This is a genomic window from Rhizobium sp. P2_G9, assembly GCF_056403475.1.
Window position 1 is genome coordinate 25,163 of record NZ_JBFUFK010000037.1, and the last position, 15,178, is coordinate 40,340.

General features: G+C 61.0%; 16 protein-coding genes. 9 read left to right on the forward strand and 7 right to left on the reverse strand.

Features of this window, described 5'->3' with window-relative positions:
• Positions 1-3 precede the first annotated feature (3 nt).
• Both AC1DYF_RS26825 and tldD read left to right on the forward strand, forming a co-directional pair.
• Positions 4-693, forward strand: coding sequence for an invasion associated locus B family protein (locus AC1DYF_RS26825; protein ID WP_477880159.1), 690 nt, complete (start codon positions 4-6; stop codon positions 691-693).
• A gap of 76 nt (positions 694-769) precedes the next feature.
• Positions 770-2,185: a metalloprotease TldD gene (gene tldD, locus AC1DYF_RS26830; protein ID WP_477880161.1), complete on the forward strand. Its 1,416-nt coding sequence runs from the start codon at positions 770-772 to the stop codon at positions 2,183-2,185.
• A 7-nt stretch (positions 2,186-2,192) separates the two neighbouring features.
• Here the strand turns inward: tldD and AC1DYF_RS26835 are convergent, their stop codons facing one another.
• A complete protein-coding gene (locus tag AC1DYF_RS26835; protein ID WP_477880368.1) occupies positions 2,193-2,498 on the reverse strand; it encodes a pyrophosphohydrolase domain-containing protein in 306 nt (101 codons plus the stop codon).
• 568 nt (positions 2,499-3,066) lie between these two features.
• On the opposite strand from AC1DYF_RS26835, the gene AC1DYF_RS26840 reads away from it, so the two are divergent.
• A complete protein-coding gene (locus tag AC1DYF_RS26840) occupies positions 3,067-4,122 on the forward strand; it encodes a phosphatidylglycerol lysyltransferase domain-containing protein (protein ID WP_477880162.1) in 1,056 nt (351 codons plus the stop codon).
• Complete coding sequence (locus AC1DYF_RS26845) at positions 4,119-5,492, forward strand: AcvB/VirJ family lysyl-phosphatidylglycerol hydrolase (RefSeq protein WP_477880163.1); 1,374 nt, start codon at positions 4,119-4,121, stop codon at positions 5,490-5,492. Before AC1DYF_RS26840 ends, AC1DYF_RS26845 begins: the two co-directional genes overlap by 4 nt.
• Positions 5,493-5,520: 28 nt before the next feature.
• On the opposite strand, the gene AC1DYF_RS26850 is transcribed toward AC1DYF_RS26845, so the two are convergent.
• From AC1DYF_RS26850 to aroC, 4 genes are all read right to left on the reverse strand, one after another.
• On the reverse strand, positions 5,521-6,465 hold the full coding sequence (locus AC1DYF_RS26850; RefSeq protein WP_477880164.1) for a hypothetical protein: 945 nt from the start codon (positions 6,463-6,465) through the stop codon (positions 5,521-5,523).
• 76 nt (positions 6,466-6,541) lie between these two features.
• The gene (locus tag AC1DYF_RS26855; RefSeq protein WP_477880166.1) at positions 6,542-7,630 is read right to left on the reverse strand and encodes a sulfotransferase domain-containing protein; all 1,089 of its coding nucleotides are present in this window, start codon (positions 7,628-7,630) and stop codon (positions 6,542-6,544) included.
• Entirely contained in the window at positions 7,630-8,739 is a 1,110-nt protein-coding gene (ribB, locus tag AC1DYF_RS26860) for a 3,4-dihydroxy-2-butanone-4-phosphate synthase (RefSeq protein ID WP_477880168.1), read from the reverse strand. Before ribB ends, AC1DYF_RS26855 begins: the two co-directional genes overlap by 1 nt.
• Before the next feature lie 5 nt (positions 8,740-8,744).
• Positions 8,745-9,851, reverse strand: coding sequence for a chorismate synthase (gene aroC, locus AC1DYF_RS26865; RefSeq protein ID WP_477880170.1), 1,107 nt, complete (start codon positions 9,849-9,851; stop codon positions 8,745-8,747).
• 283 nt (positions 9,852-10,134) lie between these two features.
• Between aroC and AC1DYF_RS26870 the strand changes: the two genes are divergently transcribed.
• On the forward strand, positions 10,135-10,395 hold the full coding sequence (locus AC1DYF_RS26870) for a DUF1344 domain-containing protein (RefSeq protein WP_477880171.1): 261 nt from the start codon (positions 10,135-10,137) through the stop codon (positions 10,393-10,395).
• A gap of 71 nt (positions 10,396-10,466) precedes the next feature.
• Positions 10,467-11,513: a polysaccharide deacetylase family protein gene (locus AC1DYF_RS26875; protein WP_477880173.1), complete on the forward strand. Its 1,047-nt coding sequence runs from the start codon at positions 10,467-10,469 to the stop codon at positions 11,511-11,513.
• Here AC1DYF_RS26875 and AC1DYF_RS26880 read toward each other — a convergent pair.
• Positions 11,497-11,868 carry a nuclear transport factor 2 family protein gene (locus AC1DYF_RS26880; protein WP_477880174.1) on the reverse strand — a complete coding sequence of 124 codons (372 nt, stop codon included), beginning with the start codon at positions 11,866-11,868 and terminating at the stop codon, positions 11,497-11,499. The genes AC1DYF_RS26875 and AC1DYF_RS26880 overlap by 17 nt on opposite strands.
• 11 nt (positions 11,869-11,879) lie before the next feature.
• A complete protein-coding gene (gene pdxH / locus AC1DYF_RS26885; protein ID WP_477880176.1) occupies positions 11,880-12,494 on the reverse strand; it encodes a pyridoxamine 5'-phosphate oxidase in 615 nt (204 codons plus the stop codon).
• Positions 12,495-12,541: 47 nt separating this feature from the next.
• On the opposite strand from pdxH, the gene AC1DYF_RS26890 reads away from it, so the two are divergent.
• The 3 genes from AC1DYF_RS26890 to fabI all read left to right on the forward strand — a co-directional run bounded on the left by AC1DYF_RS26890 (position 12,542) and on the right by fabI (position 15,161).
• Positions 12,542-13,003, forward strand: coding sequence for an RT0821/Lpp0805 family surface protein (locus tag AC1DYF_RS26890; protein WP_477880178.1), 462 nt, complete (start codon positions 12,542-12,544; stop codon positions 13,001-13,003).
• A gap of 55 nt (positions 13,004-13,058) precedes the next feature.
• Positions 13,059-14,177 (forward strand): DnaJ C-terminal domain-containing protein, encoded by a 1,119-nt coding sequence (locus AC1DYF_RS26895; protein WP_477880180.1) that lies wholly within the window; start codon positions 13,059-13,061, stop codon positions 14,175-14,177.
• 165 nt (positions 14,178-14,342) lie between these two features.
• On the forward strand, positions 14,343-15,161 hold the full coding sequence (fabI, locus tag AC1DYF_RS26900) for an enoyl-ACP reductase FabI (RefSeq protein WP_477880182.1): 819 nt from the start codon (positions 14,343-14,345) through the stop codon (positions 15,159-15,161).
• The last annotated feature ends 17 nt before the right edge of the window (positions 15,162-15,178 follow it).

The following is a 15,178-nucleotide window of genomic DNA, read 5'->3' on the forward strand; positions in this document are numbered from 1 at the left end:
GAGATGAACCGCACGTCGACGAAACCTGGCATTTTTGCAGCGGCCTTTCCGTTCCGGTCAGCCGCGATCGCCCTCTCCGCGGCCATGCTGCTGGCGATAGCGCCCTCGCCTCTTTTGTCGCTGAGTAGCGCGTTTGCCGCCAACAGTACCACGACCGCGGCTCCCGCCCAGGACAATGCCACGCCCGACCAGACGGAAAAAACAACCGTCAAGGAAGAAAAGCCGGCACCCTTCCGCGACGCCGACGGACGGTTATTCGGCTCGCTCAAATCCACCACCGGCGCATGGTCGACAGTGTGCAACCAACAGGACAAGACGGCCTGCCTGCTGATCCAGCGCGTCGCCTCGGAAGAGCGGCCGGAAGTGGTGCTGTCGGTGGCTCTTCTGCGCTATGTCGATCCGGCGAGCAAGAAGTCGGTCACGGTCCTCAGGACAGCCCTGCCACTCGAGGCACATGTCTATCTGCCGGCCGGCGTCGGCCTCTATGTCGACGGCGTCGATCTCGGGCGGTCCTATTTCGTCCTCTGCTCATCGCTCGGCTGCTTTTCCGATGCCGTGCTGAGCGACCAGGTGGTCGACAAGCTGAAATCCGGCAAGCAGGCGGTGTTCACCGTTTTCCTGTCGGCAGAGGAAGACGGCATGGGCATTCCGGTGGACCTCAAGGGAATTTCCGACGGGCTGAAATCCCTGTAACGGAATGGGAACCGCTTGATCCTGTTTCGACAGGACCCTATTTTAGACGCCTGTTCACGCCATAAAGGCATTTGCCATGACATCCGATCTCCTCGCCAATTTCGACCTTTCCGAAGGCAAGCTGCAATCCTTCGTCGCCGACACGCTMAGCGATGCCGACGATGGCGAGCTCTATGTCGAATATGGCGAGATGGAATCGCTCACCTTCGACAACGGTCGCCTGAAAGGTGGCAGCTTCAACACCGACCAGGGTTTTGGCCTGCGCGCGGTGGCGGGTGAGGCTGTCGGCTACGCGCATTCCGGCGAATTGTCCGAAGGCGCGCTGAAGCGGGCCGCCGATGCCGTGACCGCCGTCACGCGTGGCCATTCCGGACAATATGCGGAAAGCCCGCAGCGCACCAATTCCCGTCGCTACGGCACCGAAAATCCGATCGGCGCGCCCTCCTTCGAGGAAAAAGTCGCGCTGCTGACCGAGATCGACGCCTATCTGCGCGCCAGGGACGAGAAGGTGCGGCAGGTGACGGCCTCGATCAACGCGTCCTGGAAGATCGTCGAGATCGTCCGGGCCGACGGCACGCGGATGAAAGACATAAGGCCGATGACGCGGCTCAACATTTCCGTCGTCACCGGTGAAGGCTCGAAGCAGGAAAGCGGCTCCTATGGTTTTGGTGGCCGCCGGCCGTTCGGCGAATTCCTGACCACAGAAAGCTGGCAGTATGGCGCCGACGAGGCGCTGCGCCAGGCACTCGTCAATTTGAGCGCCGACGACGCGCCGGCCGGCTCGATGGATGTCGTGCTCGGCTCCGGCTGGCCGGGCGTGATGCTGCACGAGGCCGTCGGGCATGGCCTGGAAGGCGACTTCAACCGCAAGAAGACTTCGGCCTTTGCCGGCCTGATGGGCGAGATGGTGGCGGCCAAGGGCGTTACCGTGGTCGACGACGGCACAATCGATGGCGCACGCGGCTCGATCAATATCGACGACGAAGGCACTGCGGCGGCCTATAACGTGCTGATCGACGACGGCCGGCTGGTCGGCTATATGCAGGACCGGCAGAACGCGCGACTGATGGGCATGGCGCCCACCGGCAACGGCCGGCGCGAATCCTACGCGCATGCGCCAATGCCGCGCATGACCAACACCTATATGCTGTCCGGCGACAAGACGCCGGACGAAATCATCGCCGCGGTCAAGCGCGGCCTCTATGCCGTGTCCTTCGGCGGCGGGCAGGTGGACATCACGTCAGGCAAATTCGTGTTCGGCTGCACCGAGGCCTATATGATCGAGAACGGCAAGATCACCGCACCGGTCAAGGGCGCCATGCTGATCGGCAATGGTCCCGACGCGATGAAGCGCATTGCCATGATCGGCAACGATTCCAAGCTCGACACCGGCATCGGCAATTGCGGCAAGGGCGGCCAATGGGTACCGGTCGGCGTCGGCCAGCCGCATCTCTTGATGAACGACGTGACGGTGGGAGGGACCAAGGCCTGACGTCTGTTCAGGCGCCTGGCGTAAACCGCCATTTACGGGCGATTGCGGCGTGCAGATCGACGCCATGCCGATGAGCCAGCAGCAGGACATGACCTAGCAAGTCGGCCGTCTCGTCCGCAAATGCGGTGCGCAGCTCCTGATCGCTCAAACCTTTCTTCCGGCCGCGGCCGCTCAGGCGGTTTGCGGCCTGTGTCAGTTCACCGACTTCCTCGACGAGTTTGAGCAGGAACCAGTCATCATCCCGGACGATGCCGTTCTCAGCGGCATAGTTGGCGGATGCGGCCTCAAACCGCTGCGACAGATCGGACAACATCGGAATTTCCTTCGGTTTCGCTGGGAGATTTTTATGCTCGGTCTCGTCTTTTGCGCTCATGCACGAACAGATCATCTGCCTCAACAGGCCGAGGCGCAATGTAGGAAAATTACAAGAAGAATTGTGTCGGTGCTACCGGCCCAGCCATCCCCTAATCAGGGGGGTGCGTTCAAATGTCGCCATAACAGTAAATTTTCACAAGCCATTGTTTTATAATATAGTTTAACAAAATTCCGTGATTGTTAATTATTCGTAACAAGGCGTTTTCGCCACCTTCTTGCCGCAATTGCAAGGCCCCGTGCGCACGGGGACATCGTTGGAGTTTGGGATGAATCTCGCTTTGCACCGGCGAGCTTCAGCTGAGCACGAAATGTTTGGCTAGGCATAAGGGCGTTATATGTTGAAGATGCGGACCATCCGAAAGACCAACAGAGATGTTGGCGGGATACACATCGAAAAAACGGACACGACCGGCGAGGAAAATCAGCGCCGTAATCAAGTTTTTCTGCCGATCTGGCGAGCCAGCACGCAGCTGTTTTCCTGGCGCGTGACGGGAAGTAGTCAGGGTGTGGCCTTGCTCGGCGGGCCGGCCCTGCAGCCTGAGCATGTCAGGGTGGGTGGCTTCGGCTTCGTCCATCCGGATAGCGGCGCTCTCGCTGCGAGCATCGTTGCCACAGGCAGTGTCGCTGAGGCACATCTTGTTGGGCTGGGCGACAAGGAACTCGTCTTCAACGATGCCGGCACGGCCTTCATCATGTATGCGCAGCAGGGACGCCGTCTCGTCGCACTGTTCGATCCGGTCGGACCGCAGGATACATGGCCTGAAATGCTCGACAAGTTCGTGCGGCTTGCCACGTCCAAGGGCGCAGTTCCGGTGTTCTATCAGGCATCGCAGCGTTTCATGCTGCTTGCAGGCCAGCGCGGCTTTGCCGGCTACAAGCTCGGTGAACTGGCCGAGGTCAATGTCGAACGCTTTTCCATGAGCGGCGGCGAATGGGCCAACCTTCGACGCGCGATCAATCGCGCCGTTCGTGACGGGCTCGAATTCGACTGGGTGGAGCGGCAGGATATAACCAAGATCCTCCACGAGCTTGCCGACGTGTCGAACGCCTGGCTCAGCGAAGGCAATGCGCGCGAAAAGCAGTTTTCGTTGGGCTGGTTCTCGCCCAGCTATGTGCTGGCTCATCCGTCCGTCGTCATCCGGCAGGAAGGCCGGATCATAGCCTTTGCCAATGTGCTCTGTTCGGGCGACGGGCGGCATGCCTTCGTCGACTTGATGCGTTTCGTGCCCGGCGCCCATCGCGGCTCGATGGACCTTCTGATGGTCAAGTTGATCGAAACGCTGAAGGCCAAGGGCTATCATAGTCTCAATCTCGGCATGGCGCCGCTTTCCGGCCTGTTGAAGGGCCCAGGCGCGCCGCTCTGGGATAAGCTTGGCAATGCGATGTACGAGCGCGGCAACCGCTTCTACAACTTTGCCGGCCTGAGAACATTCAAGCAGAAATTCGACCCGGAATGGCGCCCGCGTTTTCTCGCCGTGCCACGCAAAGCCAATCCCTACATGACGGCAGCGGCAACGGCGGTCCTGATCGCCGGCGGTGTCAAAGGCATTTTCACGCGATGAGACGGCTGGGCCTTCTCGGAGCGGCCCTCGGGCTTGGCTTCGGTGCGATGGCGGCCAATGGTGCGGTTCAAGCGCCACAGCCGCTATCGTCGGTACCCTCGCCGATCATCTCGATGCCGCAGGGCAAACCCACGGCGACGATCGTGATGATCTCCGACAAAAGCGGCTGGTCGAAAGACAATGCGACGCTTGCCGCAGACCTTTCGGGCAAAGGTGCGCTGGTCATCGGCATTGACCTGTCGCTCTATGTCAAGGCGGTCGAAGCGGAGGCGCGGCCATGCCTCTATCCGATGTCGGCGATCGAGCGGCTGAGCCGGCTCAAGCAGAAACAGGCGGGCAGCACCGGCTACCAGGCGCCGATCATCGTCGGCACCGGCGCCGGCGCCTCCATGGCGCTCTATCTCGCGGCACAGACTGCTGATGCCACGATCAGCCAGACGATCGCCGTCAATCCGGATCCCACTTTCACACTCTCGAAGCCGACCTGCCGGGCGCAGGCGCAACCGCCCCTGGCAGCAGCAAAGCAATACGGTTTCGATCCGGCAAAGCATCTGACCGAGCGCGTGCGCGTGGTCCTGGCGGATGACAAGCTGATGGCCTCTCCGCCGGACCTTTCGGCGTGGAAAACGCTCAATCCGGAGATCGAAACCGGCACTGCGGCCGCTACGCCCCAGGCCTACTTGCAGGGCGAACTCGCCCAACTGATCAACGAGACGCAGACGAGCGAAGACGAGTTGCCGATCGACGTCACCGACACGCCGCCGAAAAGCGATGTGATGGCCGTGATCATTTCGGGCGACGGCGGCTGGCGCGACATCGACAGCCAAGTGGCGTCCTATCTGCAGGCCAAGGGCATCCCTTCCGTCGGCGTGGACTCACTGCGCTATTTCTGGTCCGAACGCTCGGCTGGGGAAACGGCGGCGTTGGTCGACCAGTTGGTCGACGCCTATTCGCGCCGCTTCGGCACGCGCTATGTCGCGCTGATGGGCTATTCCTTCGGCGCCGATATTATCCCATCGACCTATCTCGCGCTGCAGCCACGCACAAAGGCGCGAATCAAGCTGATTTCGCTGATGGGGCTTTCACACGAAGCCGACTACGAGGTCTCGGTGCTCGGTTGGACCGGTGCCAAGGGCGCAGGTACGGCCGGCGACCCCTCAGTCGACGCGAAAAAGATCGACACCAGCCTGATCCAATGCGTCTACGGCGCCGACGAGGAAGACACCGGCTGCCCGGCGCTTGCGGGCACGAAGGCGGAGCTTCTGAAACTTCCCGGCGCTCATCACTACGATGGCGATTATGGCAAGCTGACCGACCATATAATCGAAGCGCTTTTGCGGCGCCTGCCGCACGGTGACGCACGCGACTGAAGCCAGTGCAAGCTCCTCCCAGAGCTTGCTACGCCATCGCCCCGCCCAGCGCCTTCTCCTTCAACTCGCGGAACTTGGCCGAGGCCTCCGCGAGCCTGCGGTCCCATTCGACATTCGGTGTCTGGCCTTCAATGACGCGGAAATAGACATCCATCAGTGCGGCAATGGCGAAAGGTTCGAGAAATGCCGCCTTGAAGGCCCAGGCGAAGACGATCGCCGCAACGAAGGACCAGCCGGCGATGTCGCCCGGCAGCAGAAAGAACAGGCCTGCCATCGGCGCCAGCATGACGATGAAGATGACGATAGCGACGACCCAGAGCATGATGCTCAGCCAGATGGCGTTCTTGACCATGGTCTTGCCGTTCTGGGCGTAGAGCACCAGGCCCTGGCGCGACGTCTCCCATGGATTGCGGCTGTTGAGCTTGATATTGTAGCCTAGGATGATCTCATCGACATAGGTGAGCGACAGGCGGATCACCGTGTTGATGAAGGCGACCAGCCCGTTCAATCCCGGCAGCGGCAGGAAAGCGGCGATGCCACCGATCAGACTGGTGATGGCGGCGATGCAGCCCTTGACCAGCTGGTCGAGCGCGAAGAGCACATTGGCCTCGCCGAAACGGGCGGTGACGACACCCTTGGCATAGTCGATCTGGCTCTTGCCCTCCGGCAGCGCCCTGCCCTGCATCAGCTCGACCATGACGGCGATGTGCCCGGCCTTGAGGATGTAGAGAATATATTCGCGCACCCAGTAGACGGCGACCGAGACCACGCCGAAACCGATGACACCGCCCCAGAGGCTGAAGGCGGCAGGATCGTCACTGACGTGACCGACGCCATAGCCGACCAGCGCGCCTGTACCTGTCGCCACCAGATAGGCAATGGTGATGCCGAAATAGACGATCATACGCATGATGATGAACGGCAGGGTCTGGAGCATCAACCCGACAGTCCTGCCGACAGAGAAATCCCACATGCCCGTCTCCCCTCGACATGGCCGGAACCGTCATGCTCCGACTCGCTAGTCTCAGACGCAGCTAAGCCGAGCGCGATCAGCGCCGCAAGACCTTCATGATGCGACGATAGAGCGACAGCCAGAATCGTGACCAGTTCATCACCCAGAGATGCAGGCCGCCGGCGCGGAACTTGTTGGAGACCTGGTCCAGCAGCCTGGCGACAGCGGGATCCGCTTCGAGCACGGCCCCGTCATAATAGACACATTCTTCCGAGCCTTCGAGGAAGAGCCTTTCACCTGCGGGCTGGGGCACCAGCGCATCGCGATAATTGGTGAGCAGGCGATATTCGACTTTGTCGAGGATCGGCAGATCGCGCTCGATGACCAAGACGCGGCGGGCGCTTTCGACCGCACCGACGGCCGCGACGATCTTTTCCTCCGTGGAGCGTGGCAGCATGTAGTGAAAGACACGGCCGATCGCAACATCGGCGCCCTCGCTCCATTTGCCGGCGCGCAGCAGGACCAGCCGCATGAACTCGGTCATCTCGATCGGTTGCCGGTCATTGCCGCGGGCATCGTCGGAATGCGGCAGCGGTGCGATCCTGAGGATGTCGCTGACGAAAACGTCAAAAATATCCCGCTCCTGGCGGCGGATTTCATCATAGAGCAGGATCGACAGCTCGGCGTCCTCAAGATCGCGCAACACCTTGATCTCACTCATGGGGTTGAGGATGCTCGAACTGCTCGCGCGCTCGATATGTTTCTGGCTGAAATCCGGGAAGGACGCCCGCGTGCCGGTGCGGACCTGCTGCACCCAGAAGGAATAGAGCATCGAAATGGGATCGCGTGCGCAATAGACGATATGCAGCTTTTGCGGCGCCACGATCTCCTGGAGCTTCTTCAGGTGTTTCGGCTCCCAATGGCGGAAACCTTCCGAAGAGAGAAGAATGTTGAGATCCTTCTCTTTCGCCTTGGCGGCGATCTGCTTCAACTCGCGGGATTTGGCACTTTTCTCATCGAGCACCTCGTCGGGATTATCAGAGAGATCGTGATGGGCGACGCGCACGCGCACGCCGGTCTGGGGATAGTACCAGCCGGCCTGTTCGAGCGCCTTGATATTGTGATGGAAATTATATTGCAGCCAGGTCGTGGCGGTCTTGTGCGGCCCGACATGCAGGACAAGCATCACAGCAGTTCCGTCTTCTCGATCTTGATGCCAAAGCCTTCGAGGCCGACATAGTGACGCTCGCGCGACGACAGGATGCGGATCGAGGCGATGCCGAGATCTTTGAGGATCTGGGCGCCGAGGCCGATTTCCAGCCACTCGCTCTCTCGCTGCTTGGCCTGGGCGTGTTCTTCGATACCCTCGCGGCCATGGCCGAGCTTGCGATTGTGATCGGTGGCGCCGACGCCGACGGAGCCTTCGCGCAGGTAGATGATCACGCCGCGGCGCTCTTCGCCGATACGCTTCATGAAGCGCTCGACGGGCCGGTCCTTGGCGAACACATCGCCGGCGACATTCTCCATATGGAGACGGACCAGGACGTTCTCGCCATCGCGGATGTCGCCGAAGACCACCGCCAGATGCTGCATCGGGTCCCAAGGCAGCGAATAGGTATGCGCCTTGGCCGGACCATATTCGGTCTGGACATCAAAGCTGGCGACACGGTCGATCAGCGTTTCCTTACGCTGGCGATAGGCGATGAGGTCGGCGACGGAGACTTCCTTGAGGCCGTTCTCCTTGGCGAAGGCCGCGACCTGCGGGCCGCGCATGACCGTTCCGTCGTCGTTGACGAGTTCGGAAATCACACCGATCGGCGGCAGGCTGGCGAGTTTGCAGAGGTCGACGGCCGCTTCGGTATGGCCAGAGCGCATCAACACGCCGCCCTCGCGCGCCACCAAGGGGAAGATATGGCCTGGCCGGACAAAATCGAAGGCGCCGGCATTCGGGTTGGCGAGATTGCGGACGGTGAGCGTCCGATCGTCGGCGGAAATGCCTGTCGTCGTGCCGTGTTTGAAGTCGACCGAGACGGTGAAAGCCGTTGTGTGGGCCGAGTCGTTTTCGGCCACCATGGCGTTGAGGTTGAGCCGGCGCGCCTCTTCCTTCGGCATCGGCGTGCAGACGATGCCGGACGTGTGGCGAACGATGAAGGCCATCTTTTCCGGCGTGCAATGGACCGCGGCGACGATCAGGTCGCCTTCGTTCTCGCGGTCGTCGTCGTCGGTGACCACGACGATTTCGCCATTTTCAAACGCACGGATCGCGTCGACGACGCGCTTCTGGTCATAGGCCATGAAACTTATTGCCCCTTCGTCAGCCGGCCGGTCTGGCCTCGATCCCTCAGATAGTGATCGGCAATAGCACATGCCACCATCGCCTCGCCGACAGGAACGGCACGGATTCCGACGCAGGGATCGTGCCGGCCCTTGGTGCGGATTTCGACATTTTTGCCGTCGGCGTCGATCGACTGGCGCTCGGTCAGGATCGACGAGGTCGGCTTGACGGCGAAGCGGGCGATCACCGGCTGGCCGGTGGAAATGCCGCCCAAAATGCCACCGGCATTGTTGGACAGAAAGAGCGGCTTGCCGTCATTGCCCATGCGCATCTCGTCGGCATTCTCTTCGCCGGTGATCTCGGCGGCGGCGAAGCCATTGCCGATCTCGACGCCCTTGACGGCATTGATGGACATCAGGAGAGAAGCGATATCCTGGTCGAGCTTGCCATAGATCGGCGCGCCGATGCCGGCCGGGACATTCTCGGCGACGACTTCGATCACCGCACCAACCGAGGAGCCGGCCTTGCGAATGCCGGAGAGATAGTCCTCCCAGACCGGGACGATCGCCTTGTCCGGTGCAAAGAACGGATTGTTGTCGACCTCTGACCAGTCCCAATTGGCGCGGTTGATCTTGTGCGTGCCGATCTGCACCAGCGCACCGCGCACCACGAGGTTCGGCACGACCTTGCGCGCCAGGCTGCCGGCCGCCACCCGCGCCGCGGTTTCGCGCGCCGAGGAGCGACCGCCGCCGCGATAATCGCGGATGCCGTATTTGACATCATAGGTGTAGTCCGCGTGACCGGGCCGGTACTGACGGGCGATCTCGCCGTAATCTTTCGAGCGCTGATCGGTGTTCTCGATCAGCATCGATACCGGCGTGCCGGTGGTAATCAATGTCTCGCCATCGGCATCGGCCATGACGCCCGACAAGACCTTGACGATGTCGTCTTCGCGGCGCTGGGTGACGAAGCTCGACTGGCCCGGCTTGCGCTTGTCCATCCAGTGCTGGATTTCGGCGAGCGTGAAGCGGATGCCGGGTGGGCAGCCGTCGACGACACAGCCGAGCGCCGGGCCGTGGCTTTCGCCCCAGGTCGTAACGCGAAAAAGATGACCGAACGTGTTATGCGACATGAAACTCTGCCTGACGGTGGGCGGCTCGCGCCACCCGAAACGGATATCCGGCGGCACTCATAGAACCTCGAATGCGAAAATTGAAGCGCTTTCGTGCGAAATTCATCGACGCTGCGCCAGACGCCCATCCGTATGGACGCTGGTTGCGCAAACAACGGACGGCACGAATTTCCGGACATTAAGATTTACGGCCGGCAAAAACCCCATTCCGGGAAAAATTTTGACACATTCAAAGGGGTAAATCCCGATATCAGTGATTTGCGGGGGCAAGGGAGAGACAGACGTGCATATTTTATTCGCAGTTCTCATTGCCCTGCTTGGTTTCCTCATCCCCATGGCGAGCTTTGCCCAAAGTGCCGATACCGAAGGCACGGTGGAACATGTCGACGAACATCATCAGACCGTGACGCTCAGCGACGGCAAGCAATATCAGGCATCCGATGCCTTCGATTTCGATGGGCTGAAAGCGGGCGTGAAGGTCGTGGTGTTCTATACCGACACGGACGGCAAGCGCATGATCAACGACTTACAGATCATTCAATAGGTACGATTCAGTTCCGATTAACAGGCGGCTGCTAGGCTCACGCGAAACATCCTTTTCGCCGGTGGCCGCCCATGCTCGCTCAGTTGAAGACGATTGCCACGCCGTTGATCAAGCGGGCCGTGATCACCACCGGCCTCGAGGCGACGCCGTTGCTGGCGCCCATGCTGGCCAGCGCACGCGGCCGCGGGGCGATCTTCACGCTGCATCATGTCCGGCCACGGCCCGAAAGCGAATTCCAGCCGAACGACATCCTCGACATTACCCCCGAATTCCTCGAAACCGCCATCCTGACACTGAAGCAGGAAGGCTATCGCTTCGTGCCGCTCGAAGAGATCCGAACGCGGCTCGCGGCTCGCGGCTCGGAGCGCCTCGCCGCATTCACGCTCGACGATGGCTGCCGCGACAATGCCGATTTCGCCGCCCCCGTCTTCACCCGGCACGATGTGCCGTTCACGATGTTCATCACCAAGGGTTTCGTCGAAGCGACACATTCGATGTGGTGGGAAACGCTGGCCGTGTTGCTCAACAAGGTCGAGCAACTGGAATTCGACTTCGGCGCCGGCGAGGAAACGCTGGCGACGGCAACATCTGCGCAAAAAGCGGCGGCATTTTCACGGATTTCCGATTTCATCAACTCGACAGATGAAACCGTGGCGGTCGCCCAGCTCGATCAGGTTGCGCAGCTGGCTGGCGTCGACGCGCTCGCCCTCACCGGCGATTTGACGCTGCGCACCAACGAATTGGCAAAGCTCGCCGATAACCCGCTGGTCGCCTTTGGCGCACACACGATCAGCCATCGTGGCTTGGTGAGGCTTGCCGCAGATGAAGCCGAGCGCGAGATAGCGGGGTCGATCGCTTGCGTGGAAGCGATCAGCGGTCGCCGGCCGAAAAGCTTTGCCTATCCCTATGGAGACGGTCGCTCCGTCTCAGAACGTGAGCGCAAGATCATCCATTCGCTCGGCATCGATATTGCCGTCACCACACGGCCGGGCACACTTGGCCAGGCGCATGTCGACGATAGCACGGCCGTGCCGCGCATCTCGCTCAACGGTCAATACCAGAAGGCTCGTTATATCCGGGCATTGGCGTCGGGCGTGCCGTTCAAGCTGATGGGATGATCAGCGACGAGTTGCCGACGATGTCGAAGCGACGAATCATGCCGCCCTCGATCTCGAAGCGGTGATGCACGATCTGATCCGCCAAGAACTTGCCGTCGAGATCGCACACCACCTGATGCACTTCCACGACACTGCCGTTCGGCTCGTCGGTGATCGACAACGGCTCCACATGCGGGTCGATCATCGCCCATTGGCGCGTCCAATAGTCTCGCACGCCTTCGCGGCCACGGACATGTCCGCCATCCATGCCGTTTGCCCATTCGACATCGTCGGTCATCATCGCGAGCACCGCCTCCATGTCCCTGGTATTGAAGCGGCGGTAGAGCGCCGCGAGGAAATCCGCACGCTTGCTCATAAGATCTCCGTTCAGGGATACATTCTGATCTTTTCCCAGCCCTCGCCTGCACGGCGGAACTCGATCCTGTCATGCAGCCGGAATGGCCGGTCGTGCCAGAATTCGATCGATATGGGCTTCAGGCGAAAACCTGACCAATGGGGCGGACGCGGAATCGCGCCGATGCCGAATTTCAGGGTATATTCGGCGACGGCCTTCTCCAGCGCGTACCGGCCTTCGAGCGGCCGCGACTGTTTCGATGCCCATGCGCCAATGCGGCTGCCGCGGGCGCGGCTGTCGAAATAGACGTCCGCCTCCGCATCCGTCACCGGCTCGACATCGCCGCGGATACGAATCTGCCGGCGCAGCGATTTCCAGTGGAATACCATTGCCGCCTTTTTCTGACCCAGAAGTTCCGTGCCCTTGCGGCTCTCGTAGTTCGTATAGAAGACGAAGCCGTCGGCGTCGAAGCCCTTGAGCAGGACCATGCGGACATTCGGCAGGCCGTCGGCATCGACGGTGGCGAGCGCCAATGCGTTGGGATCGTTGACCTCGGCGGCCTCTGCATCCTTCATCCATGTGCCAAACAGGGAAAATGGCTCGTTTTCATCCGTAAAGTCACCGCTTTTTAACTCATTCTCGCTCATGATCCGCAAAAGCCTATGCCAGTGTTAAAGTCGATCGGGCGTACCTGTTGCCAGACATATCAAAGCCGAGTGGGAGCAAAAAGGGGTTTATCACCACGGCCACCCGCTTAGCAGCGGTGGTGATCGTGCCCGTTTGCGTTTCCGGCTGCATGGGCAGCGGTTTCGTGGGGGGCCTGGGTCCTTCGCCGGACAAGAGCCTGACGACGAGTTCGATCGACCAGACCTACAAGGCCCCGTCGGACAGGGATTCGGATGAGGCGACGGTGCGCAATGCGGTGAGTTCGGCCGATTTGTCCAAGCCCGGGCCGGTGCAAATCCCCTGGGCGAACACATCGACCGGCAGTGCAGGCGTGATCAACCAGATCACGCAGGAAGACAATGGCAGCTATGTCTGCCGCAATTTTACGACGTCCCGCCATTCCTATAACGGGATTTCGAATTTTTCCGGCAAGGCCTGCCTTGTCGGCAGCAGCGAATGGCAGATGGTTAGTTTCAAGGAAATCGGCTGACGGTCCGAAGGAAGGATGACGGACATGACGGCCAGCATGCAAGGGGTAGATTGTTGTGCGTGACCCTTATTCCATACTCGGCGTCAAGAAGAATGCCGACCAGCAGGAGATAAAGTCGGCATGGCGCGCCACCGCCAAGGCGCTGCATCCCGACCAGAATCCGAACGATCCGGACGCCGCCCGACGGTTCACGGAGGCGGGTCGTGCCTATGACCTGCTGAAAGACCCGAACAAGCGTCGCCTTTTCGACGAGGCGCGCGCGCGGGCGAGCGGCGGGGAAAAGACGTTCATGGAGCAGCGTGAGGAAAGAGCACGCGCTGCCGCGGAAGCCCGCGCCGCTGCCGAAGCAAGAGCGGCGGCTGAGGCACGCGCTCAAGCGGAGGCGCGCGCCCGCGCGGCTGCCGCAGCGCAAGCCGCTGCCCAAGCTGCGAAAAATGCCCCGAAGGAAGATGTCCCTCCCCCGGAGGAAGTCGTCTCCAAGATTTTCGGCACCAGCAAGCCGGAGATGAGGGAAGCACCGCATCAGCCAGAAAGCAAGGCGCCCAAACATCCCGACGATTCGCAGGCTGCTGAAGCGGTGTCAGGCATGGAGCCTCCGCGCCATGGCTCGGCGCTCGACCYGATCAACTATCTGTTCCGGCGCTGGACCCGGCAGGCGCCGCCGGAAAGGGCGCCCGATCTCTGCATCGATGTGCATGTGTCGATCGAGGATATTATCGGTCGCATCGGCCAATCCGTGCTGCTGCCGGATGGCGCGCCGTTCACGCTGAAAATGCCCGATGACGCCAGAGACGGCACGCAGATCCGCGTCGAAGGCCGTGGTCACAACCTGCCGAACATCAAGCGCGGCGACCTCGTGGCGACGCTCCGGATCAGGCCGCACAACTGGTTCCGGCCGCACGGCTACGACCTCATCACCCATGTCGACATCGATATCGAAAATGCCGTACTTGGCTGCGAAGCCACGGTCGAGACGCCGGATGGGCAGACGAAGGTGACGATCCCGCCATGGACGGGTTCGCATTATCGGATCACCGTTGCCGGCAAGGGTCTGCCGAAGGGTCATGGCATGCGCGGCAACCTGATCGCCGAGGTCCAGGTATTGCTCTGGGATCGTCCGGACCAGAAGGTGATCGACCTGATGCGATCCTTGCGCGAAGGCCTGTATCTGTGACGGAACGATGACGGAAATTGTTGAAAAGACGGACACACTTGGCTGTTTTCGCTTACCCATACACCGAATCTTGCGGCCTCTGACATTTGGTGACTTCACCAGTGCTTGAACAGCCGGTCCGGCTGTGCCATAGGCGAACCAGAATTTCTGTTTCTGGAGGGCTTCATGGTTCAATCTGCCGGATTGATGGCGGGCAAGCGCGGGCTGATCATGGGCGTCGCCAACAACCGCTCCATCGCCTGGGGTATTGCCAAGGCCATTCACGCGCAGGGCGGCGAAATCGCCTTCACCTATCAGGGCGATGCCCTCAAGAAGCGGGTCGAGCCGTTGGTCGCTGAAGTCGGCGGCGTGCTGGCTGGCCATTGCGACGTCAGCGACGAATCGACGATCGATGCCGTTTTCGCCGAGCTTGCCGAGCGTTGGGGCAAGATCGATTTCCTCGTGCATGCCATCGGCTTCTCCGACAAGGACGAGTTGACCGGCCGCTATGTCGACACAACAGCCGATAACTTCACCAAGACGATGCAGATCTCGGTCTATTCCTTCACCTCGGTGGCGCGCCGGGCGGAAAAGCTGATGACCGACGGCGGCTCGATGCTGACGCTGACCTATTACGGCGCCGAGAAGGTGATGCCGAACTACAATGTCATGGGCGTCGCCAAGGCCGCCCTTGAAGCGTCGGTGCGCTATCTCGCCGTCGATCTCGGTCCGCAGAACATTCGCGTCAACGCCATCTCGGCCGGCCCGATCAAGACGCTCGCCGCCTCCGGCATCGGCGACTTCCGCTATATCCTCAAGTGGAACGAATATAATGCGCCGCTCAGGCGCACGGTGACGATCGAGGAAGTCGGCGATGTCGGCCTCTACATGCTCTCCGACCTGTCGCGCTCGGTGACCGGCGAAGTGCACCACGCCGATAGCGGCTACCATGTGATCGGCATGAAGGCTGTCGACGCACCGGATATCGCCGTCATCAAGGATTGAATGCAACCGGGGTCGGG